This is a genomic window from Gracilibacillus thailandensis (genome assembly GCF_010994055.1).
GTDB lineage: Bacteria > Bacillota > Bacilli > Bacillales > Amphibacillaceae > Gracilibacillus > Gracilibacillus lacisalsi.
On sequence record NZ_WJID01000081.1, the window covers coordinates 1 to 23,994 of the forward strand.

A 23,994-nucleotide genomic window follows, 5' to 3' on the forward strand; every position below is an offset into this window, starting at 1 on the left:
GGCAGAGCCTGTGGTTTTAAAAGACGTAATAAAAAAACAATGCTATCATTAGCATTGTTTCGTGAATCGTTCAGCAATTTGTATAATCGTTTCGGTAGCCTTAACCATGTTATCGACGGAAATATATTCGTATTTTCCATGGAAGTTTTCACCACCGGTAAATATATTAGGGGTTGGTAATCCCATGAAGGAAAGTTGTGAACCATCTGTTCCACCACGAATTGGCTGGATTAAAGGATCGACATCGACATCTTTCATAGCTTCTGCTGCTATATCTACAATATATTTCACAGGTTCGATTTTTTCTGCCATATTATAGTATTGATCCTTCATTTCTAGCTGGATACAATCTTCACCATACTGACTTTGTAAATCCTTAACTATAGAAGTAATCCATTGTTTTTTCTTATTAAATTTATTTCGGTCATGGTCGCGAATAATATAATATAACTTAGCTGTTTCTACATCCCCCTCGAATGAAAGTAGATGAAAAAAACCTTCATATCCTTCTGTATACTCTGGGGCTTGTTCTGCTGGTAATTGTGCTTGAATTTCCATTGCTATTTTGGTTGCATGAACCATCTTCCCTTTTGCTGTTCCCGGATGAACATTATTACCTTGCACAGTAATTTTCACAGCGGCAGCATTAAAGCTTTCGTATTGTAGTTCACCTAATGGGCCACCATCAATCGTATAAGCAAACTGAGCACCAAATCGATCTACATCAAATTTATGAGGACCACGCCCAATTTCCTCGTCTGGCGTAAAAGCAACTCTGATTGTACCATGTGGAATGTCAGGGTTGGTTATAAGATATTCTAATGCGGTCATGATTTCGGCAATACCTGCTTTGTTGTCAGCGCCAAGCAATGTAGTACCATCTGTTGTTATTAAAGTGTGTCCATTGTAGTTCGCCAATGAAGGATATTCATCTGGTGACAGGACAATATTTTTCTCTTTGTTTAATAGAATATCTTTGCCATTATACTGTTCGACTACTTGAGGTTTTACTCCTTTACCGGTAAAGTCTGTTGCTGTATCAACATGGGCAAGAAAGCCGATTACTGGTACATCTTTTTTATCGACGTTACTCGGAAGTGTCGCCATCACATAACCATTATCATCAACTGTTACATCATGCATGCCAATATCTTTTAATTCTTCTACTAGCAAATGTGCCATTTCCCATTGGCCATCTGTTGAGGGACAGTCCGGGTTACTTTCATCTGATTGTGTATCGATTTGTACATATTTACTTAATCTTTCTATAAGTTGCTGTTTCATGTTAAGTCCTCCATTTCAGTTGCGATATGTATAGTTTTATCATTAATGATATCATACTAATGCTGAAAGAGTATCAACGAGAGATTTTAAATAGATTTATGTATACTAGTATTAATAATTATTTATATAAAAGGAGACAGTATATGTCTGATAAAATCCACAAACGGAAAAGTGAGCATATAGCGTTAAGTTTGAAAGAAGAGGCATTAGGAGAAGGAATAACAAATGGCTTCGATCTATATCGGTTTCAGCACAACGCATTACCTGAAATCGATTTTGAAGCGATTGATATTTCATCGACATTTTTTGATCAACACTTACGGACGCCTTTTTTGATTAGTTCGATGACTGGTGGAGCAGAAATGGCCGAGAAGATCAATCGAAATCTTGCGATCGCGGCAGAACAACAAGGTTGGGTCTTTGCTTTAGGCTCAACAAGGGTGATGTTAGAAAGCGAAAAGTTCCGTCAATCTTTTCAAGTTAGAGAATATGCACCGAATACACCGATTATAGCAAATCTCGGAGCAGTACAGCTGAATTATGGTGTGACAGTTGATCAGGTTAAACAGATTGTGGAGTGGACAGATGCCAATGCGTTGGTCCTTCATTTAAATACAATTCAAGAAGTGATTCAATCCGGAGGCGATACGAATTTCAGTAATTTGTTGCCTAAAATCGAGAACTTAATTCAGTCGTTAGCTGTTCCGGTAGGGGTAAAAGAAGTAGGATTTGGGATTGATGGAAAAACAGCAAAACGATTAATCGATATCGGTGCTTCCTTTATTGATGTCGCTGGAGCAGGTGGTACATCTTGGAGTCAAGTAGAGAAATTGCGTTCTAAAGAAAAATTTAAGAAACAGGCAGCAGAAGCTTTTGCAAGCTGGGGAAATTCCACTGCAGTTTGTTTAGAAGAGGTTTCCGGTATAATGCCGGAAAAAAACATCATTGCCAGTGGTGGTATTCGTAACGGTCTCCATGCCGCTAAAGCGATTGCATTAGGTGCCGATTATGTAGGTTTCGCTAGGTCGATTTTAAAAGAAGCGGTTGATTCTGCTGAGAATGTGATAGAATGGATGCAAGTTCGCGAGTTAGAATTGAAAATGGTCATGTTTGGTGTAGGTGCTGTAAACTTAACGGCATTACAATCTACTGACCGATTATATAAAAGATAGAGGTGTATAACGATGGGGGATGATGAATTGTTTGATATCACCATTATTGGTGGTGGCACAACGGGTCTCTTTGCTACGTATTATGCGACCATGCGTAATATGAAAGTTAAATTGTTAGAGTCACAATCTCAATTTGGCGGCAAAGTGATGCAATTTTTCCCGGAAAAATTAATCTATGATGTCGGTGGATATCCTGATATATCAGGCGAAGATTTAGTGAAGCAAATGATTGCTCAAGCTAACCGGCATCAACCTGAGATGTTAAGCAATAGATGGGTCGAGTCTATCGAGCAAAAATCGGATCATTTTATCTTAAATACGAGTGACGGAGAGCAACATTTTACGAAAGTGGTGTTGCTTGCAACAGGCTCCGGAACATTCCATACGAAAATGCCAGATAATTGGGATGCGTTACCTTTTCCCGAATTTCGCAAGCAGGTGGCTACTAACTTGATGAACCGGGAAAAGTACCATCATAAAAATGTCGTTATTACTGCTACTAATAAGGTAGGAGTAGGCTGGGCATTATATCTGAAGGACCATGCGCAATCTGTCACGGTAGTGAATCCAGATTCCAAATTTCATCAAGTAAAAGAAGAAGATGTAGAGCAATTACGAAATAGTTCCATACCAATTCATATGGAATCCCACATTACCAATATTGATGTGAAGGAAAATCAACTGCAATCCGTGGAGATCAATGAAACTATTACCGTTGAAACTGACGCGTTGCTTACTTATCACGGTCTTGAATTACAGGCAACTCCGCTTGATAACTGGGGAGTTGCGACATATAAAGGGCGTATTTTGGTTAAAGGTGACATGGCAACTAATATACCCGGCATTTTTGCCGCAGGTGATATTGTCCAATATGAAGGGAAAACAAATTTGATTGCATCGGGCTATTCGGAAGCAATTACGGCTGTGAATAAAGCACATCTATTTATCGATCCACGTGCTACTGAACAATTGTATAGTACGGTTATTTACCGTTGATAGAAGGGGGCTAATCGATCACATCTTCAGGTCGTTTCCCCCATTTTAATTCCGTGATGCTTAGACCAAAGTCCATTTGCAAGTGAGGATAATCTTTAAAACGGGTAAAATCACCACCCCAGGAAAAACCTAATTCTTTAGCGATTTCGACCACCTCGTTCCAATCGCTTTCTCCATTTTGGTTGCCGTCATATTCTAAATCCCAAATAACATTATCATCATTTGTTAGCAAGGCAAAATCAATCGCAAGTCCATAATTATGATAGGATTCTCCTCCTTTAGCATAGGTAACAATGTTTCCATCTGTTTCCCTTCCTTGCTGATAGATTGCATCCTGTTCTTCGACAGAACGAAAACCGTCCGTAATGATAACGTTAATCCCGATTTCCTCTGCTTGCTTTACCAGTTCTTCCTTCTTTTCTTCCACGATTGGATGTAGTTCTGTCGGCATTGGTCGATTGCTGTATTTCTGAAACAGAAAAATGAAGTAACCAATACCAATAATAAACAAAAAGACTAAAATTGTGCGAATTTTCATTTTTTCCCCCTCTATTTTAAAGTCCGAATTATTCCGTATTTCATAAATATATGATACTATATCATTATTGAGATGTAGAGACACCATTTCTCAAACTAAAGTTTACAGAAAATTATAAATTGAAAGAATTCTAGTATTTCTAGAAAATATAGTGGGGAGGCATTTTGGAATGGGGAAGGACTTACGTATCAAAAGTAATGTATTTGATGATGCAAAACGTGCTCCAAACCGTGCGATGTTACGTGCTGTTGGGGTAACAGATGAAGATTTTAAAAAGCCAATGATTGGTGTAGCAAGTACATGGAGTGAGGTAACACCATGTAATATCCACTTAGATGACTTAGCGATCCAGGCTAAGGATGGCGCTCGCGAAGCTGGTGGTGTTCCGTTAATTTTTAATACAATCACAGTATCTGATGGTATTTCGATGGGTACGTCGGGAATGCGTTATTCCCTTCCAAGTCGTGATGTAATCGCAGACTCGATTGAAACAGTAGTAGGAGCAGAGAACCTAGATGGTTACGTGGCAATTGGTGGTTGTGATAAGAACATCCCTGGTTGTTTAATTTCGATTGCTCGTTCTGATGTACCAGCTGTTTTTGTTTATGGTGGAACGATTGCGCCAGGATACCGTAAAGGGGAAAAGTTAGATATTGTGTCTGTTTTTGAAGGGGTAGGTAAACACAATAACGGTGATATTGATGATGAAGAATTGCGAGGAATTGAATGTCATGCATGCCCAGGTGCAGGTTCTTGTGGTGGTATGTATACAGCAAATACTATGGCGACGGCTGTAGAAGCACTAGGTATGAGTTTACCTGGAAGCTCTTCTAACCCAGCGGAATCTCCTGAGAAATTTGAAGATTGTCGTAAAGCAGGAGAAGCTGTTTACCATTTGTTAGAGAAAGGTATTTATCCGAAAGATATTTTAACGAAGAAAGCATTCGAAAATGCAATCACTGCTGTTATGGCTTTAGGTGGATCTACTAACGCGATCCTTCACTTATTAGCGATTGCTAATGCAGCAGAAGTAGATCTAAAAATTGATGACTTTAATCGTATCCAAGAAAAAGTACCACACTTAGCAGACTTGAAGCCCAGTGGTAAATATGTAATGGAAGACTTACATAAAATTGGCGGGGTTCCGGCTGTAATGCGTCTATTATTAGATAATGGATTCTTACATGGCGACTGTTTAACTGTTACTGGTAAGACGATCGCAGAAAATTATGCCGATGCACCAATTCTATCTGATGACCAAGATATTATTCATCCATTAAGTGATCCATATCGTGAAGATGGACCATTAATCGTATTAAAAGGTAATCTTTCACCAAGCGGTGCGGTTGCAAAGGTATCTGGTGTAAAAGTAAAACGTCACACAGGTCCTGCGCGTGTATTTAATAATGAAGACGAAGCAACAAACGCAGTAATGAATAACGAGATCAAAGAAGGGGATGTTCTAGTTATTCGTTATGTAGGGCCAAAAGGTGGACCAGGAATGCCGGAAATGCTTTCTATTTCTGCAATCTTAGTTGGCAAAGGCTTAGGCCAAAAAGTAGCGTTATTAACAGATGGTCGATTCTCTGGTGGTACACATGGTCTCGTAGTAGGACATATTGCACCGGAAGCACAATCAGGTGGACCAATTGCTTTCTTAGAAGAAGGAGATATGGTTACCATTGATTCAGAACAAAAAGAAATTTCGGTGGATGTTTCGGACGAAGAATTAGCGAAACGTCGTGCAAACTGGAAAGCACCAGAGCTATACAAACGAGGTGTGTTAGGAAAGTACGCGCACAACGTTTCCTGCTCATCACAAGGTGCCGTAACAGACTTTATCAATCGTACAGATCAATAAGGAAGATAGTGGTCAAAACACGCGTTTCATCATGGATGAGACGCGTGTTTTTTTAGTGTCTGAAGGAAAAAAAGAGGAGAAATAGCCTCATTAGGATTGTATAACACCAGATGGTACACTTGCTTATGCTAATTAATCCCTTTATCACGGTGCAAACCGTCTATAAGCCCTCACTTCAAGCTTTAAGTAACACAAGGAATAAGTTTAGGATAACAGACGCTAATGATCAGTGGAGGTCAAAGCCCCCACTGATCATTGTCTAACTATATTTAAAGGCTATATTTTTCATTATCTAATCCTGAGTTTTAAGTCAATAAGCTAGTGCTATTATTTCTATCATTGACGACTTTTTAATGTGAATTTGTTATTCCATTAATTCTATTGAAATTTTTCACTTAATCTATTGCGTTAAAGTATACTCGAAGTGTTATGCTTTTATCGTTACATTACCAAACCTTAGGAGGGTGTATTATGTCATATGTAGTAATTACAGGAGCAAGTTCTGGAATTGGCTATGAATCTGCTTTAGCATTTGCCAAAAGAGGCAAGGATCTCATTCTTATCGCAAGGAGGGAACAGAAACTAAAAAATTTAAAATCAACTATATCTAAAATAAACCCTGAAATTGATGTAATTGTTTTAACTGCAGATTTATCTAAAAGTGAACAAGTCTATAATTTGTATGAACGTACAAAGGAATATGATTTAGAAGCCTGGATTAATAATGCAGGATTTGGGGATTTTGCCCCGATTACCAAACATGATCTGTCGAAAATTGAAAATATGCTAAGCTTAAATAACTTAGCACTGACTATTTTATCATCTTTGTTTGTAAGAGATTATTCTTCCGAAGAAGGAACCCAATTAATCAACGTTTCCTCAGATGGAGGATACACAATTGTGTCCAACTTTGTCACTTATTGTGCTACAAAGTTCTTCGTAAGTGTATTTACAGAGGGTCTGGCTCAAGAGTTAAAGGATGAAGGAAAGCCTATGAAGGCGAAAGTGTTGGCTCCGGCTGTAACTGAAACGGAATTTGCCAATAGAGCAATGGAGGTTGAGGAAATTAATTACAGGGAGAATTTTGGTGAAGTCCATACAGCAGAAGAAGTGGCTCAATTTTTACTTAATCTATATGACAGTGATAAAGTAGTGGGACTAGTAGATGGAGAGACTAACCGATTTGAATTAAAAGATCCTCTTTTCCCTTATATTACGAAGGTATAATGAAGTTCAAACAATTATAATGGACAGTCCCAAGGGTATTATTTTTGAGTCGACTTCTGGGAGAATTTTAGATTTGTCAATGAAGTGGTATGGGTTCCCTAACCTTAAATAAAAATCTGATATCCGTGTTTTACGATTTTAATTCCTTTGCTTTTATGGGTTCTAAAACAGTATAGGTTCTATTCAATTGAACGGGGTGTTACCATTGTGGTGACAATTGCCACAATGGTAACACCCAAGAATTTTTTGATTAAAATGGCGTCGCATCTTGGCAGAAGGATATGAGGAGGTTAATTATGAAAAATGTTTCTGAGACTTTCAATATAAAACAGGCATCTGAATTCTCTGGTCTATCAGAAGCTACAATTCGTTATTACGAGAAAATCGGTTTAATACCGTATGCGGATCGTAAAGCAAATGGTCATAGGATTTACAGTGAAGATCAGATAAAGGGTATGATGTTTTTGACGAGGTTGAAAACAACAGGAATGAAGTTGGAAGATATAAAACGTTATCTTCAGCTTTCTACAGAAGGACCAGCTTCAATCCAAGAAAGAATTTCCATTCTAGAGGAGCAAAAGAAAAGGATTAAGAACGACATCTCTCAATTACTGAAGACACAAAGAATTATTGATTATAAAATTGACCACTACAATGAAACTCTATTGAATCCTGATTTAAATGATAGCAATTGCGACCCCACCGAATAATATTTATGCTTATATTCACAACCGTCTGATAAGAGGCCCCTCCTTTATACATAAACATCGCTTGTTATACGAGATCTCAGTTCCAACCAGCCTTAAGCATATCTTGGTGGTTACGGGATATAAGCTCTACGGGTGCTTACGTTCTACCTTGGCTACGCTATAATAAGACCATAGTAAAAAGATCAACCAGAGATATATACATAAATAACTACTTTGGGCAGAACCGGGTAGGCTTTCCCGGTTTTTCTTATTAATCTAATTTTTCAACGGTGTCATATCATTCTAAAACATTTGTTGAAGAATTTCTTTTTGTTGACCAAATCCATGAGCTTACCACCTTTGGGTAGAAACTTTCTTGAGTAATGAAGTTTTTCAAAAAATAGTAGCTAATATATCAATTTAAACATAGCACACAAGCACAACGCCAGTAATAGATTAATTGTAATATGCTATACCTAAGCTGTCGAATCTGTGCTATAATATAACTTAAAAGTTTGAAAATTCTAAATTCAAAGAAAATGGGGGAAAAGGGGATCATGAAGAAAAACTTGCTTTTATTATTAATTATTGCTTTCTTCAGTGTTCTTGTTCTTGCAGCATGTGGTACGAGTAACGAAACGGATAACACAAATGGTGGATCTGGATCAGATGCTGAAGAGACTGAGGTAAATACAGAAGAAGAAACAGAAGAGGAAGAGGCAGCTTCTGAAGATGAAGTATATCAAATTGGTGCAACACAAATTGTAGAGCATCCATCATTAGATGCGGCATATGAAGGTTTTCAAGATGCGATTGCAGATGCTGGTTTAGAAGTAGACTACGACTTTCAATCAGCACAAAATGATCAAAATAATGCAACAACAATTGCAAATAACTTTGTAGCGGATGGTGTAGATTTAATTTTTGCAAACTCTACTCCGAGTGCGCAAAGTGCATTGCAGGCAACAAGTGATATTCCGATTTTATTCACGTCGGTAACAGACGCTGTAGACAGTGGTCTTGTAGAATCTTTAGACCAACCAGGGGATAATATAACAGGTGTGCTAGACTTACATCCAGATTCTGTTACAAGAACGATAGAATTTATTGATAATTATTTTGAAGGAGCTACAATTGGGCTTGTTTATAGTGCAGGAGAAGCAAATTCTGTTGCTCAAATTGAGGCTGTAAATGAGGCGGTCGAAGGAACAAGCTTATCTACAACTGAAGCTACTGTCGGTAATTCATCTGAAGTACAGCAAGCAACCAATTCCTTAGTTGGTGATGCAGATGTATTCTTCATTATTACGGACAATACAGTTGTCTCCGCATTAGAAACGGTTGTGGCAGTAGCGGAAGAACAAGATATTCCATTAATTGTAGGTGAACCTGATTCTGTACAGCGTGGTGGTTTTGCAACGTTTGGTATTGATTACCACACAATTGGCTACCGCACCGGTGAAATGGCGGTAGAAGTGTTAACGGGTGACAAAACAACAGCAGATATCCCTGTAGAAGTACCACCAAGCATGCAGCTGTTTATTAACAAAGAAGCAGCAGAAGCACAAGGTGTGGAATGGAACGAAGACTGGGATGAAGATGCAGAATTCTTAGAAACGACAGAAGAAGAATAAATATCTGAAGGAAACCTCGACATTGCTGATGAATGATAGGTGTCGAGGTTTTCTATCAAGTTTGGCAGAAGGACAGAAAGGAAGAGTAGTATGGATGGCATCTTAATTTCCTTATTCAGCGCAGTAGAATCTGGTACGATTTATGCGTTGATGGCATTGGGCGTTTATCTTTCATTTCGTATTTTAGATTTCCCGGATTTAACAGTGGATGGCAGTTTTGTAACAGGTGGAGCGGTTGCAGCGATTTCGATTGTTAATGGAGTACCACCCGTATTAGCAACATTTTATGCCGCTATTGCTGGATTTTTGGCAGGAGTTATCACAGGAATTTTAAATACGAAAGGGAAGATTAACCCTTTATTATCCGGTATCTTAATGATGATTGCCTTGTATTCTATTAATCTTAGAATCATGGATAAACCGAATGTCGCTTTACTAAATGAACCGACAATGTTTAATCAGATTGAAGGTTTTTGGGCATCTTTAGGTATTGACAACTTTTTAAATGGTATATTTACCTTGGCTGGTTCGGAGCGTGTGCCAGGCACTTGGGCAATACTCATTATTATGGTTATTATTACATTAATCATAAAATTTTTAACGGATTATTTCTTAAAAACAGAAGTAGGACTTGCTTTACGTGCAACTGGTGATAATGAAAAAATGATCAGAAGTTTTTCTGCTAACACTGATATTCTAACGATTGTCGGTTTAGGTATCTCTAATGCATTAGTTGCGTTATCTGGTGCTTTTATTGCACAATATGGTGGTTTTTCAGATGTTAATATGGGGATTGGGATGATCGTCATCGGTCTTGCATCTGTTATTATAGGTGAAGCATTATTCGGAACAAAAACAATTGCCCGTACAACACTAGCGGTTATTGGTGGGGCTATTGTATATCGAATAGTGCTGACCTTCGCTTTAAAGTTTAAATTTTTAGAAACTGGTGATGCGAAATTAATTACGGCAGTTATTGTTATACTTGCACTTGTTACACCAAAAATCGTCGCCACCCAAAAAGAAGCGAAACGAAAACGAAGAAAAAGGGCAATGCTAGCCAGTGGAGAGGGGGCTAACAATGCTTAGCATGCAAAATATTGCGATTACCTTTAATGAAGGTACATTGGATGAAAAGAAAGCTCTACAAGATATTAACCTTGAGATGAAAAAGGGTGATTTTGTTACCGTCATCGGGAGTAATGGGGCCGGAAAATCAACATTAATGAACATGATTTCCGGATCATTAAAGCCAGACATCGGGACGGTAAAAATTAATGATAAAAATGTAACCATGCTTCCTGAATATAAACGCTCCCAGTTTATAGGGCGAGTTTTTCAAGACCCGATGGCAGGAACGGCACCTACGATGACAATTGAAGAGAACCTTGCGATGGCTTATGCGAGAAACAAAAAACGCACTTTGAAAATTGGAGTCAGCAAAAAACGAAAGGCTTTATTTAAAGAGTATTTAGAAACTCTTCACCTAGGGCTTGAAAGTCGATTGAACGCTAAAGTTGGACTGCTTTCTGGTGGAGAGCGCCAGGCACTCTCGTTATTAATGGCAACTTTTACAGAGCCGAATATATTGCTGTTAGATGAGCATACAGCAGCATTAGATCCATCAAGAGCTGAATTGATTACTAATCTGACTGGTGAGGTGGTGGAACAGTTCGGCTTAACCACTTTAATGGTTACCCATAATATGCAGCAAGCGTTAGATTTAGGTAACCGTCTGATTATGATGGATAAGGGACAAATTATTTTAGAAGTATCTGGTGAAGAGAAACAAAAACTTACCATCGAAAAATTACTACACGAATTTCAACGAATCCGCGGAACACAAATGGAGAATGACCGAGCTATATTAGGTTAAAGTAAGGACAGTTACTTTTAGTAGAGAGTAGCTGTCTTTTCTAACACGCTAGGAAAGTATGAAATGAAAATGTACAAAGTATAAGAAATAAATTGCATAACAGACACGCTTTGATTTAAAATGAAAACTCCTTATATGATAGAAAGAAGGGATCATGAATGAAATATGGTTTTTCAGACCGAGTAAAATATTTAAAATCATCAGCAGTACGAGATATCTTAAAGGTTATTAATCAAGGGAATATTATCTCGTTTGCAGGAGGATTACCGGAAGAAGATTTATTCCCGGTAAAAGCTGTTGATGAGGCCTTTCATAAAGCAATTACGACAAATAAAAAAGCATTACAATATGGTGAAACAGAAGGAGTACCACAATTAAGAGAATTATTAGCAGATCGTATGAAGCAGAAAGGGCTTCATCGATCAGCTGATAATATTTTGATTACTTCAGGTAGTCAACAGGCAATCGATTTGTTTTCACGAGTAATGTTCAATAAAGGGGATGTTATCTTAACAGAAAATCCAACATATTTAGCTGCATTGCAAGTGTTTGAATCGTATGAAACAAAAGTGGTGGCAGTTGATTCAGATGATGATGGCATGGTTTTAGCTGATCTAGAGGAGAAAATTAATCAGTATAAACCAAAATGCATCTATGTCGTACCAACCTATTCCAACCCTACTGGAAAAGTATGGTCACTAAAAAGACGAGAAAAACTGTTGGAACTGGCAAATAAATATCATGTTGTTATTTTTGAAGATGATCCTTATGGGGAATTACAATTTGATGAAAGTGAAACACCTCCATCTATCGCTTCATTAGATGAGAATGGACTAGTATTATACACGAGTACTTTTTCTAAAACGGTTGTCCCTGCTGTTCGTATTGGTTGGATTGTTGGCCCACACCAAATTATTCGAATTATGGCCCAAGCTAAGCAGGCAACAGATCTTCATACCAATTCTATTGGTCAGCATGCATTAGTACATTTATTACAAGACTTTGATATTGATGAGCACATTCAAACGATTAGAAAAACTTATTATGAACGAATGTTAGTGATGAAGCGGCTATTAGAGAAAGCCAACATTGAAGGGCTTGAATATATTGTTCCGAAAGGTGGTATGTTTTTCTGGGTGAAGCTGCCGGAAGAAATGAACACAACAGCGTTATTAGAGGAGGCAGTAAAAGAAGGAGTAGCCTTTGTGCCTGGAGCACCATTCTATGTATCAGATCCAGAACAAAATACACTACGATTAAATTTCACAAACTCAGAACCAGCACTAATAGAAGAAGGCATGAAACGTTTTGTGAAAGTATTAGAATCAACTTATATCAATAAGTAAATATGTATCAGAGGAAAGGTGCGAGTTTTTAAGTGTCTTTCCTCTGCATTAAATAAAGGGATATTTCAATCAGTAGGGCGATTTACCGGATTTTTTATCATTATAGTCCAAGGAGCCGCTGCCACCAAGATTTCTTCTCAATTTCTTTCTCCGCTTGTACTTCCTCAGTTAATAAAATCTCTTCCTTATCTACAGCAGTCTTAGCTGCTAATATGAGGCCATAATCACTGTCAGCTTCCCGGTTTGATACATAGGTATGAGAAATACCAAGTTTCTCAGCAAGTTCACGGTAAGGTTTAAAGAAACGTAAGCTCATATTATTATTCATCAACAGTGTAGTACCAGGAAATTGACGGATTTGTTCCTCCAATTCAGACAGTCCTTTTTCGCCACGAACTTGTGCCTTGGATAACGCTAATACAACCCTTTCACGGTAAGTCCCTAAATATTTTCTTTTTTCATCAGGGTTAATTTCCTTTGCGCCATAAATTCCTTCTTGTAAATAATCTTCTATTTCTTTTTTTCCCATTTTCAACACCTCATCTATAGTATATACAAAAAAGTAAAAGCTCCCCAAGGAAAAGGGAGCTTTTGGATAAGAAAGTTTTTAACTATAGGAATGTCTTAACAACTGTTAGAAAAAAAGGGATAGTTTTTCTAGCAGATTAATTAATCTTCGTCTACTGGATATACGCCGTTTTCGTCGTGTACTTCTTTACCTGATAGAGGTGGGTTGAATACACAAACCATGCGCATATCTGTTTTGGCACGAAGTAAATGTTCGTCATTTTCATCAAGTGCATATAGTGTATCTTTTGTAATTGGCCATACTTTATTATCACTTAATGTTACAACTTCGCCTTCACCTTCAATACAGTAAACAGATTCAAGGTGATTTTTATACCAAATATGAGTTTCTGTACCTGCCTTAATGATGGTATCATTGACAGAATAACCCATTCCGTCTTTTTTCATAATGAGACGACGGCTAACCCAGTTACCTCCGTCAACATCATATTCAGTTCCTAGTATGTCTTCTAGCTTTACTACTTTCATAAAATATATTGCCTCCTGTATTGTCTGTTATATTTGAAAACCGTAACTTAGTTAGTAACGGGATCCTTAACTAAACCTTTTACACTTTGCTCAATAATATCTAGACCTTTTTGTAGCTCATCTTTTGGAATATTTAATGGTGGGAACAGCTTGAATACTTCATCATTTGGTCCCGCTGTTTCCATAATTAAACCTAATTCAAAGCAACGAGCTGTTACTTTCTCAGCAAGTCCTTCCACTTCTGAAGCAATCCCTACCATAAATCCACGGCCACGAACTTCCCCTTTAATTTCAGGATAGTCTGAAACTATTTTTTCTAGGAAATTGTAGATAATTTCAGATTTTTCGTGGATTTCTTTCTCAAATGAATCATCTTTCCAATAGTCAAGTGCTGCTGTCGCGGTTACAAATGCATGGTTATTACCACGGAAAGTACCGTTGTGTTCACCTGGTTTCCAAATATCCAATTCAGGCTTGATCAACGTTACAGCAAGTGGTAAACCATAACCACTTAATGATTTAGATAAACAGATAATATCTGGTTTAATACCGGCAGCTTCGAAACTGAAGAATGAACCGGTACGACCGATACCTGCTTGCACATCATCAATGATTAGTAAAATGCCCCAACGACGGCAGATTTCTTCAATTTGTTTTAACCATTCAAAACGTGCAGCGTTAATACCACCTTCACCTTGAACCGTTTCCACGATCATTGCGGCTGGAATTGCAACTCCACTACCGCTATCTTCCAAGAATCTTTCTAAATAAACGACAGTATCATGATCAACATAGTTATCATAAGCCATCGTTACAGTGTTTTGTAGTGGAATACCTGCACCTTGGCGTTTCATAGAGTTACCAGTTACAGATAGGGAACCGATCGTCATACCGTGGAATCCACCTGTAAAGCTGATAATATCGGTACGACCTGTTACTTTACGCGCTAATTTCAAGGCGCTTTCAACTGTGTTTGTTCCTGTTGGTCCAGGGAACATTACTTTATAATCAAGATCACGTGGTTTCAAAATCACGTCATCAAACTTCTGTAGAAAATCAGCTTTTGCTGTAGAAGCCATATCTAAAGAGTGAGTAATCCCATCACTTGTGATGTATTCGATTAATTTTTCTTTCATATGATCATCATTGTGTCCATAGTTAAGTGCACCTGCACCGGAGAAGAAATCTAGATATTCTTTTCCATCCTCGTCCCACATTTTGTGCTTCTTCGCCTTTGTAAATACAGTTGGGAAGTTACGAACATAACTACGTACTACTGACTCATGATGATTGATAATATCAATATTTTTACTCATCTTTTAAGTTCCTCCTAAATGGTTTTATATATCGAATATTTCCGTACTTTCTAATTCTGAAAATACGAAATATTACGACAATATTACTTGTTAATTGGCCCGACAATAAACTTTAATTCTTCGTCGTGTTCATCACCAGGGAAAACATCCTCGGTAAAAAACTCGCTTGAAGTTATTTCTGTATTAAAGTCACGAGCTAGTTTCTGGAATAGAGATTGCGATGCCTTATTATCTGGTGTAATAGTTGCTTCGACAAACTTGACTGTTTCACATGCCTCACTTGTTAATAAGTAATGCAACATCCTCGATGCAATACCCTTACCTCGTTGTGATGCATCAACACCGATTTGCCAAACAAATATAGCATCTGGTTTTTTTGGAGGGATAAATGCGGTAATAAAGCCAACCACTTGGTTATTTTCTTTTGCTACGACACAAGTATCACTAAAATACTCACTCATTAAAAGGTATTTGTAGGGAGAATTTGTGTCTAATGTAGATTTTGATACTAATTCCCACATAGATGCTCCATCATTTTTTGTTGGTTTGGAGAATACAACGTCTAGTGTTGGAGCTTGATTCTGTAAGTTATTAATAACAATTTACTCCTTTCTTATTTGGCAATCATTTATTTACGCAAATGATACATTCAATATATTAAAGGGAATTGGAATATTCCGCAAATCGCTTATAGCTTGATTAAACTTTATAAATCTTCTTTTATTAACTTGAGCTTCATTCAATTGGAATAACTTTATAAATCCTCCAATATTGTCATCTATTCTTACAAATGAGCAAAATTTGATTAAAGTATCAAAGTTTTATGTTTATTTATTCCCGCTTTGTTTTAAACCAAACATAATTTTTATGAAATTTTGCTCAATAGACTATACCTAAAGATTTTGATCTTTTTATCCAAAAATACTGACGTGAATGTAGCTTCATATTCCTTCAGAGCAATGAATGAAAAGGCATATTGTACGTAGCGTAAGCGTAAAATTATATATCAGCTTCTTTACCCCTTTTATTTTGAGAACTCATCATAACAACCATCCTTTATCACGAGTTTCCGTCTAAATAGCTAAGTTAATGATGCAGATAGAGATTCATATTCTGGCCTTGTACTGGCTACAATTTCGCCAAAGTCGCTCTAATTGGTATTTGATTCGTTACGTTTCCCTGCTGTACGTTCCTAGATCAGATCTGCTATATTAGTCATAAAGAAAGTACGAGATCACAGTCTATAGCGCGAGGTTCTCTCAGACAGGAAATGAACAGGTGGATCGAAGCAACCTAGCTTCAACTTTAAGGTGAAAATGTCTCTTTTTTAAGCACTCATGTTTAGGTGATTGATAAACTTTTGATGCAAGAAGAGGTGAGTGATATGAGTTTAACGGTAAATACTATTATGCAATTGCCGGTGATGAAAGGTTGTGAAGTAAAGGCAGGTAAGCATGCTTTAGAGCAAAAGCAGATTGAATGGGTTTCGGTTATTGAGCTTCCTGTTGAAAACTTTGTCAGAAAGAATGAGTTTGTTTTAAGTACCGGTATAGGATGCGAAGATAATCCTAACTTATTAGAATCTTTTGTGCAAGATGTCATTCAATCAAGGGCATCTGTTTTAGGTTTTGCTACAGGACGATATATTTATAGTATTCCTGATCGAATTTTGAAAAAGGCTAATCAAAATGATTTAATCATTATTGATGTTCCTTGGGAAGTTCGTTTTACGGATATTTGGCAATCTGTGATGGATAAAATTACAGAAGTAAAACAAAAAGAACTTCAAAAGGTGGAAGATGCCAGACAAGAATTAATTAATTGTGTCCTAAAAGATAAAGGATTAGAAGATATTGCACACACTTTATATAAGCATATTAAAATTCCTGTTGCCATCACAGATGCTGAAAAAAGGTGGAGAGCATATAAATTTTTTAATAAAGATATATTAGAAAGCTATCGCCTTGAAGTTCAAGAAAGTCATTTACAACCAATACCACTATCTGATATTAAATTTCAAGAACATCCACTATATTATCATATGAAAGAATACAGGTTTTATAAAGAACGTTTTTTTCAGCTGCAAATTCTCAACAACCATAAAGTACAAGGGTACATTGTATTTCAACCGAGCGATAATAAAGAGCTAACTTGGTCTGTAATGAATGTGTTAGAGCACGCTGTAACAGCCTGTGCGCTATACTTTGTGAAAGAGAATGCCATTGAGTTAACCGAAATACGATTAAAGGATAATTTTGTGTTAAATTTAGCTAAAAATAAAATGAAAGTAGATCATCAACTATTAACAAAAGCACATTTATTAAACTATGATCTAAATCTTCCTTATGTTTGTATTGTCGGAGAAATTAGACATAAAGAGTTAGGATCAGATAAGCATGATACTTTAGATAATCCGTATCATTCATCATTACGAAGCTTTAATTATTATATTCAGAAGGAAATCACCTATGCAGGTCAACTATTTGAGCGTAAAACAATGACTACCTTTGAAAAAGGAGAAGTAATTCTATATTTGCAAGCGGAGGATTCATCTTACCATGATGTAGCCAACCAATTTTTAGATACGATCGAACGACGATTAAGCCAATTACTTTCGGATATTGATATTTCTTGGGGAATTGCACTTCAAAAAGAAAGTACGTACCCCTTTTATGAAAGCTATGAAAAGGCAAAAACGGCTCTAGAAATCGGACTGCTGCATGATGGCCCTGGTAATAGAACCTTTTATAGTGATACAAGAATTAATCGGCTGTTAATGACAATATCTCAAGAAGAAAATATTCACGAGATTGTAAAAGATACATTGAAGCCATTGTTAGAATACGATAAAAAGAGACAGACAGACCTGATTTTTACCTTTAAGACATACAACAAATACAAAGGGAATGTTAGTCAAACTGCTAGAGAATTAAATTTACATCGTCAATCGTTATTGCATCGGTTGCGAAAAATAGAGGCTCTGACGCACCTATCCTTAATTGATGCTGATGATTCTTTTTTATTAGAGTTAAGTGTCCGCTTATGGATGCTGAATAAAATAAAATGATGGGATGATGAGTCTGAGCCATAACAACTATTACCTGATTAAGAGTAACTCTAGCTTTGTCTTAATTTTGAAATGAATGTTCCGCTATATAATCGCTCGGGCTGTCCGTTTCCCTTTCCACGGTTTTTTTCCTCAGCTAACTTTGGTAGGCAAAGAAAGTGGATCTTCGGAAAAAAAACATCCCGTAGGAATGGAAACAGACGGCCTCCGCTCTTGGAATGCTCTACAACGCTTGTAAAAGCTTGTAAATGATTTTCTTATTCAGAAGAAAGCTAAATTTTCCAGATGATAAGTTCGTCATGCTATTTCTTACTTTCGTTGTAGCGGATAAAACTAGCGAAGGCCGACCGTTTTCGACTCCTGGGGGATTAGCATGATCTGAAGATCCACTTTGAAAAGTGCCTTTCTTTTCAAAGTTAGCTGAAGAGCATGCCCCCCGGAAAGCGAAACGGTCAGCCGAAGCGGTAGTATTATACTCTATTCATGTCAAAATAACTATAAGGAGTTACTGAAATACACGGTGCTAAACATCTGTGAGGGCTTCAAGTAACACAAGGAAGCTAAGGGGGAATAACAGATGCTAACGCCCTGATAAGTTTCACTTTATAATGGCAAAAATTCCGAATGAATAGACGAATTCTGTGGTCAGAATTCGTTATCGTTCGGAATTTATTGGTTTTAAATCACTTTAGCCTCAGCGGCTCTTTTTTTATGTGGAAATTGGACATTATATCTTATAATTCGGGCGTTCATGCATGTTGTATGACAGAAATGGAAAAACTTCATACAATCTGAACATTACATTTCAACTAACTGTTTAATAAGATAAAGGTAAGAAATGAAAGAATATTTTTAGGGTGGAGGGGGGATACGATGTTAGCTTTTGATATTTTAGAATATCAAACACGTTTAACAAAGACAAAACAACGGATGGCAGAAAACGGCATTGAAATGTTACTTGTAACAGACCCCGCTAATATGAATTATTTATCAGGCTATGATGCTTGGTCATTCTATGTTCACCAAATGTTAATTATCATTATTGATGAGCCTCAGCCAATTTGGATTGGTCGTTATCAAGATGCAAATGGCGCGAAAATTACCACATGGATCTACAACGAAAATATTATTCCATTCCCAGATTATTATGTACAATCATCGATTTATCACCCAATGGATTTCATTGCAGAAATTTTAAAACAGATCGGGCAAGGAAATAGAAAAATAGGTGTTGAGATGGATAATTACTATTTCACTGCCAAGGCTTACGAAAGGTTAAAGCACGGACTGCCAAATGCTACATTCAAAAATGCGGATTTATTAGTTAATTATGTAAGGATTATCAAATCAGAGCAAGAAATTGAATATATGAAGCGGGCAGCAGAAATTGCTGATCAAGCGATGTATAAAGCAATAGAAAGTGTACGCGCAGGGAATCGAGAGTGTGACACAGCAGCAGCTATCTATCACCAGATGATTTCTGGTACTGATGAATATGGTGGGGATTATCCAGCTATCGTTCCATTGCTTCCCTCTGGATATAACACAGGCGCACCACATCTAACTTGGTCGGAGAGAAAATATCAAGAAGGAGAGTCTGTTGTTATTGAACTCGCAGGCTGTTACAAAAGGTATCATGTACCAGTTGCTAGAACGGTTTCGATAGGTAAACCTTCTATACAGCTTGAGAAACTTGCTCCGATTGTCGTAGAAGGGTTGAATGCCGTTTTAGATGCGGTAAAGCCTGGAGTTACTTGTGGAGAACTGGAAAGCTATTGGTATAACTGTCTAAAGAAATATGGAATTGAAAAAGAAGCAAGGCTAGGGTATTCCGTAGGTTTAGGTTACCCGCCAGATTGGGGCGAACATACCGCAAGTATCCGAACAGAGGATTCCACCGTTTTACAGCCAAATATGACTTTCCACCTTATTCCGGCCTTGTGGTTCGACAACTATGGAATTGAGATCAGTGAATCATTTCGAGTAACAAAAACTGGCGGGGAAACGTTCACCAATATCCCAAGAGAATTAATTGTGCAAGATCCCTTTCCGTTTCCAGAACAAGGTGGAATCATCAGCTAGCTTTTAGGATGATTAGATAGATATTAGATGAGGAGGGAATAGGATGAGAGATGTAAAAATGAGTACAAAAGCAGTTTGGGCAGGGGAAAAAGATCAATTAGCTTTTGGAGCCACTCAAGTTCCAGTTGTACACAGTGTATCTTTTGGGTATGACGATATGGATGAATGGTATGAAGTAGCTATCGGTAATAAAGAAGGTCATATTTACGGTCGTAATACCAATCCAACTGTTGAAGCATTTGAAGAAAAAATAAGAATATTAGAAGGAGCAGAAGCTGCTACTAGTTTTTCGACTGGAATGGCGGCGATTAGTAATACACTCGGAACTCTATTGTTCCCAGGGGATCGAATTGTTTCCATAAAAGACACCTATGGCGGAACCAATAAAATATTCACTGAATTTCTGCCCAAGCAAAACGTGGACGTCGTTTTATGTGATACGGGGGATCATGAAGCAATTGAAAAAGAGGTAGCAAAAGGGTGTAAAGTGCTCTATTTAGAAAGCCCAACAAACCCAACGGTAAAAATCACAGATATTGAACGAATGGCGCAGGCCGGAAAACAAGCTGGAGCTATAGTCATTGTTGATAACACTTTTGCTACTCCAGTTAACCAAAATCCACTCGAATTGGGAGCAGACCTGGTGATTCATAGTGCCACTAAATTTTTAGGGGGGCATGCAGATGCGTTAGGTGGTTCTGTTTGTGGCTCTAAAAAATTGGTAGAAAGTATTTATCATTATAGAGAAATTAATGGAGCAACACTTGACCCGATGTCAGCCTATTTATTACTACGGGGTATGAAAACGCTTCAATTAAGAATTGAAAAACAAAGTGAAAATGCAATGGCAGTTGCTCGTTATTTACAATCAGTCGATGCCGTCGAATCGGTATTTTATCCAGGATTAGAGGGCCACTCAGGCCATGAGATTGCCAAAAAACAAATGAACGGGTTTGGCAGCATGTTAAGTTTCTCGGTGAAAGGTGGGGTAGATACACTCAGACATCTACTTCCAAAGCTTAAATATGCGAATCGAGCAGCACACCTGGGCTCTGTTGAAACAATTGTAGGACCTTCTCGCACAACAAGTCATGTAGAATGTACACCAGAGGAAAGAGCAGCAATGGGGATACCGGAAGGATTAATACGATATTCAGCAGGACTAGAAGATAAAGATGACTTAATTCATGATTTAGAGCAAGCCTTTCAATCATTGCCAGAAAGTCTATTTGTAAACAAATAAAACATACCTTTTAACTAAAACGAAATTAAAAAAATAATGGAGGTGATAAGATTGACGATGAAGGTCGCTTTTATTGGGTTTGGTGGTGTCGGGCAGGCATTGGCAGAGATTTTCTTGAAACAACAAAAGGGAGAAAAGCCATCATATGGTTTTGAGCCTGAGGTTGTCGCTGTATCCGATATTATGAAAGGATCTGTGTATCATCCGGATGGTTTAAACATTAAAGAGTTGTTATCTGCTGCTAGGGATTCTGGAAGTTTAGCTGCTTATCCAGATAAAGAAGGATTAATTAGAGGCTGGGATAGCATGGAAACAATCAAGAATACGAATGCAGATATGATTGTCGAGGTAACATTCACAGATGTGAAGACAGGTCAACCAGCCATTGATCATTGTCGAACAGCTTTTGAACATAAAAAAAGTGTGGTAACGACTAATAAAGGACCAGTTGCTTTAGCTTATGATGAATTATCACAATTAGCAGAAAAGAATGGTGTGTTCTGGGGATTTGAAGGTACAGTGATGAGCGGAACACCAGCTCTCAGATTGCCTGTCATGACATTAGCAGGAAATGAAATAACAGAAATTAAAGGTATCTTAAATGGGACGACAAACTATATGATAACCGAAATGGAAAAAGGCGAGACATACCAGGAAGCATTAGCAAAAGCGCAAAGATTAGGCTATGCAGAAGCGGATCCAACTAGTGATGTGGAAGGGTATGATGCCAGATATAAGACAGCAATATTAGCGAACTATTTAATGGGTGAAAAAATAGCATCAGAAGAGATTTACTGTAGAGGAATTAACGATTTAACGTTAGAGATGGTGCAAGAAGCGCTAGCTAAAAAACAGAAATGGCGTCTGCTTTCGCGTTTAACTAAAAGGGAAGATGGTTCTCTCGAAGCTTCTGTTCAACCAGAATTAATTGATGGTAACGATCCATTAGCTGGTGTGAATGGCCCGACAAATGCGATCGTTTATGAATGTGACTTATCTGGTCCTATCATGTTAACAGGTGCAGGGGCAGGATTAATCGAAACAGGTTATTCACTTTTTATTGATATCATTCACTATCATAGACAAAGCGCCCTAACCAAACTTTAATAGGGGGTGATTTCCATGCAACTAAAAGTAAAACAAGAGAAAATGTTGATTGCAGGACAATGGATAGCTGCTGAGCAAACATTTGATGTCTATGACCCACAGGATAATCGATTAATTGCCAAAGTACCATTAGCTACAGAAAATGATATGCTGATGGCTATTGAAAAAGCAGAGGAGGCCTATTTAAGTACCAAACCTTGGCCAACTCATGAAAGGATGGCCGTACTTCAACGAGTAGCCTCTTATATAGAAGAAAATAAAGAGCGTTATGCAGAAACAATTGCATTAGAAGGAAGCAAAACGATTCACGAAGCTCGCATGGAAGTAAAGCGAGCGATCCAAACGATTCAAATTAGTGCAGAAGAAGCCCGAAGAATAAATGGAGAAACGATTAATTTTGATCAAAGTGAGAGTGGAGAAAACAGGGTTGGCTATTATTACCGTTTTCCATTAGGTGTGATTGGAGCAATCACCCCTTTTAATGATCCTTTAAATCTAGTAGCTCATAAGGTCGGTCCAGCGATTGCCTCGGGCAACGCGATCATTGTCAAACCAGCATCTGATACGCCATTGAGTGCATTGCTTTTGGCAGAAGCTTTTACACAATCGGGATTGCCAGCAGGTATGTTGTCCGTTGTGACCGGATCAGGTCGAGATGTAGGTGATGTACTTGTCACGCATCCTTCCATTACGATGATTACATTTACGGGAGGAGTAGATGTTGGGAAGAAAATCGCGCATAAAGCTGGAATCAAGAAGATTGGCATGGAGCTCGGTTCCAATTCTCCGGTTATTGTATTAAAAGATGCAGATGTTGAAAAAGCAGTGACATCTTGTGTTTCAGGTGCTTTTACAGCTGCCGGTCAAAATTGTATTGGTGTCCAGAGAATTTATGTAGAGAAAGAAGTATATCACCAATTCTTAGAGTTATATAAACAAAGAACTTCAGAGCTGCAATTGGGAGATAAATTGGATCCATTAACAGACGTTGGTCCGATGATTAATGAGCGAGAAGCAAAAAGGGTTGAAGCGTGGGTAAATCAAGCAGTAGAAGAAGGGGCGAAAATTCAAATGGGAGGAAAAAGAGAGAGAGCCTTTTATTATCCGACGATTCTAACAGATGTCCCCATCCATGCGGTGATTGCCCAAGAGGAAATATTTGGACCTGTCGTGCTTGTCTATTCAGTAGAGGATGTGTATCAAGCGATTGCTCAGTCAAACGCTGTTGATTACGGGCTACAAGCAGGGATATTCACAAAAGACTTGGAAAATGCGTTTTTAACAATACAGAAGTTAGAAGTTGGTGGCATCATGGTAAATGATAGTAGTGATTATCGTATTGATGCAATGCCTTTTGGAGGTGTGAAACAATCGGGGTTAGGTAGAGAAGGGATCAAGTCCTCAATTGAAGCCATGACAGAGCAAAAGGTAGTGAGCTTTAAACTAAGCTAATATCTTTCGAAAGTAAGTATCCGCCGGTAGAACCGGCGGTTTTAATTT

20 protein-coding genes are annotated in these 23,994 nt (G+C 37.8%); 14 read left to right on the forward strand and 6 right to left on the reverse strand.

The window, feature by feature from the left end:
* Positions 1–48: 48 nt before the first annotated feature.
* Positions 49–1,284, reverse strand: coding sequence for a peptidase T (gene pepT, locus GH715_RS18760; RefSeq protein WP_153836760.1), 1,236 nt, complete (start codon positions 1,282–1,284; stop codon positions 49–51).
* 143 nt (positions 1,285–1,427) lie between these two features.
* Between pepT and fni the strand changes: the two genes are divergently transcribed.
* Together fni and GH715_RS18770 are read left to right on the forward strand one after the other, a co-directional pair.
* The gene (fni, locus tag GH715_RS18765) at positions 1,428–2,456 is read left to right on the forward strand and encodes a type 2 isopentenyl-diphosphate Delta-isomerase (RefSeq protein ID WP_153836761.1); all 1,029 of its coding nucleotides are present in this window, start codon (positions 1,428–1,430) and stop codon (positions 2,454–2,456) included.
* 12 nt (positions 2,457–2,468) lie between these two features.
* Positions 2,469–3,452 (forward strand): NAD(P)/FAD-dependent oxidoreductase, encoded by a 984-nt coding sequence (locus tag GH715_RS18770; protein ID WP_153836762.1) that lies wholly within the window; start codon positions 2,469–2,471, stop codon positions 3,450–3,452.
* 10 nt (positions 3,453–3,462) lie between these two features.
* On the opposite strand, the gene GH715_RS18775 is transcribed toward GH715_RS18770, so the two are convergent.
* On the reverse strand, positions 3,463–3,990 hold the full coding sequence (locus GH715_RS18775) for a M15 family metallopeptidase (protein WP_153836763.1): 528 nt from the start codon (positions 3,988–3,990) through the stop codon (positions 3,463–3,465).
* Positions 3,991–4,159: 169 nt separating this feature from the next.
* On the opposite strand from GH715_RS18775, the gene ilvD reads away from it, so the two are divergent.
* The 7 genes from ilvD (at position 4,160) to GH715_RS18810 (ending at position 12,623) form a co-directional block, all read left to right on the forward strand.
* Positions 4,160–5,851 (forward strand): dihydroxy-acid dehydratase, encoded by a 1,692-nt coding sequence (gene ilvD / locus GH715_RS18780; protein ID WP_153836764.1) that lies wholly within the window; start codon positions 4,160–4,162, stop codon positions 5,849–5,851.
* A gap of 471 nt (positions 5,852–6,322) precedes the next feature.
* On the forward strand, positions 6,323–7,078 hold the full coding sequence (locus tag GH715_RS18785) for an SDR family NAD(P)-dependent oxidoreductase (protein ID WP_153836765.1): 756 nt from the start codon (positions 6,323–6,325) through the stop codon (positions 7,076–7,078).
* Between the two features lie 296 nt (positions 7,079–7,374).
* Positions 7,375–7,788: a MerR family transcriptional regulator gene (locus GH715_RS18790; RefSeq protein ID WP_153836766.1), complete on the forward strand. Its 414-nt coding sequence runs from the start codon at positions 7,375–7,377 to the stop codon at positions 7,786–7,788.
* Between the two features lie 536 nt (positions 7,789–8,324).
* Complete coding sequence (locus tag GH715_RS18795) at positions 8,325–9,401, forward strand: ABC transporter substrate-binding protein (RefSeq protein ID WP_153836767.1); 1,077 nt, start codon at positions 8,325–8,327, stop codon at positions 9,399–9,401.
* 99 nt (positions 9,402–9,500) lie between these two features.
* A complete protein-coding gene (locus GH715_RS18800) occupies positions 9,501–10,490 on the forward strand; it encodes an ABC transporter permease (protein WP_163578765.1) in 990 nt (329 codons plus the stop codon).
* Positions 10,483–11,277: an ABC transporter ATP-binding protein gene (locus GH715_RS18805; protein WP_153836769.1), complete on the forward strand. Its 795-nt coding sequence runs from the start codon at positions 10,483–10,485 to the stop codon at positions 11,275–11,277. Before GH715_RS18800 ends, GH715_RS18805 begins: the two co-directional genes overlap by 8 nt.
* 158 nt (positions 11,278–11,435) lie before the next feature.
* Complete coding sequence (locus GH715_RS18810) at positions 11,436–12,623, forward strand: aminotransferase-like domain-containing protein (RefSeq protein ID WP_153836770.1); 1,188 nt, start codon at positions 11,436–11,438, stop codon at positions 12,621–12,623.
* Positions 12,624–12,723: 100 nt separating this feature from the next.
* Here GH715_RS18810 and GH715_RS18815 read toward each other — a convergent pair whose 3' ends face one another.
* The 4 genes from GH715_RS18815 to ectA form a co-directional block, all read right to left on the reverse strand.
* Positions 12,724–13,152: a YueI family protein gene (locus tag GH715_RS18815; RefSeq protein ID WP_153836771.1), complete on the reverse strand. Its 429-nt coding sequence runs from the start codon at positions 13,150–13,152 to the stop codon at positions 12,724–12,726.
* 140 nt (positions 13,153–13,292) lie between these two features.
* A complete protein-coding gene (locus GH715_RS18820) occupies positions 13,293–13,679 on the reverse strand; it encodes an ectoine synthase (RefSeq protein WP_153836772.1) in 387 nt (128 codons plus the stop codon).
* Positions 13,680–13,726: 47 nt separating this feature from the next.
* The gene (gene ectB, locus GH715_RS18825) at positions 13,727–14,995 is read right to left on the reverse strand and encodes a diaminobutyrate--2-oxoglutarate transaminase (protein ID WP_018932083.1); all 1,269 of its coding nucleotides are present in this window, start codon (positions 14,993–14,995) and stop codon (positions 13,727–13,729) included.
* A gap of 83 nt (positions 14,996–15,078) precedes the next feature.
* Complete coding sequence (gene ectA, locus GH715_RS18830; protein ID WP_083939019.1) at positions 15,079–15,591, reverse strand: diaminobutyrate acetyltransferase; 513 nt, start codon at positions 15,589–15,591, stop codon at positions 15,079–15,081.
* Positions 15,592–16,379: 788 nt separating this feature from the next.
* Between ectA and GH715_RS18835 the strand changes: the two genes are divergently transcribed.
* The 5 genes from GH715_RS18835 (at position 16,380) to GH715_RS18855 (ending at position 23,946) form a co-directional block, all read left to right on the forward strand.
* Positions 16,380–18,062: a PucR family transcriptional regulator gene (locus GH715_RS18835; RefSeq protein ID WP_153836773.1), complete on the forward strand. Its 1,683-nt coding sequence runs from the start codon at positions 16,380–16,382 to the stop codon at positions 18,060–18,062.
* An 873-nt stretch (positions 18,063–18,935) separates the two neighbouring features.
* Positions 18,936–20,144, forward strand: coding sequence for a M24 family metallopeptidase (locus GH715_RS18840; RefSeq protein WP_153836774.1), 1,209 nt, complete (start codon positions 18,936–18,938; stop codon positions 20,142–20,144).
* Between the two features lie 43 nt (positions 20,145–20,187).
* The gene (locus GH715_RS18845) at positions 20,188–21,387 is read left to right on the forward strand and encodes a cystathionine gamma-synthase family protein (RefSeq protein WP_153836775.1); all 1,200 of its coding nucleotides are present in this window, start codon (positions 20,188–20,190) and stop codon (positions 21,385–21,387) included.
* A 51-nt stretch (positions 21,388–21,438) separates the two neighbouring features.
* Positions 21,439–22,494 (forward strand): homoserine dehydrogenase, encoded by a 1,056-nt coding sequence (locus tag GH715_RS18850; RefSeq protein WP_153836776.1) that lies wholly within the window; start codon positions 21,439–21,441, stop codon positions 22,492–22,494.
* Positions 22,495–22,509: 15 nt separating this feature from the next.
* Complete coding sequence (locus tag GH715_RS18855) at positions 22,510–23,946, forward strand: aldehyde dehydrogenase family protein (RefSeq protein WP_153836777.1); 1,437 nt, start codon at positions 22,510–22,512, stop codon at positions 23,944–23,946.
* Positions 23,947–23,994 lie beyond the last annotated feature (48 nt).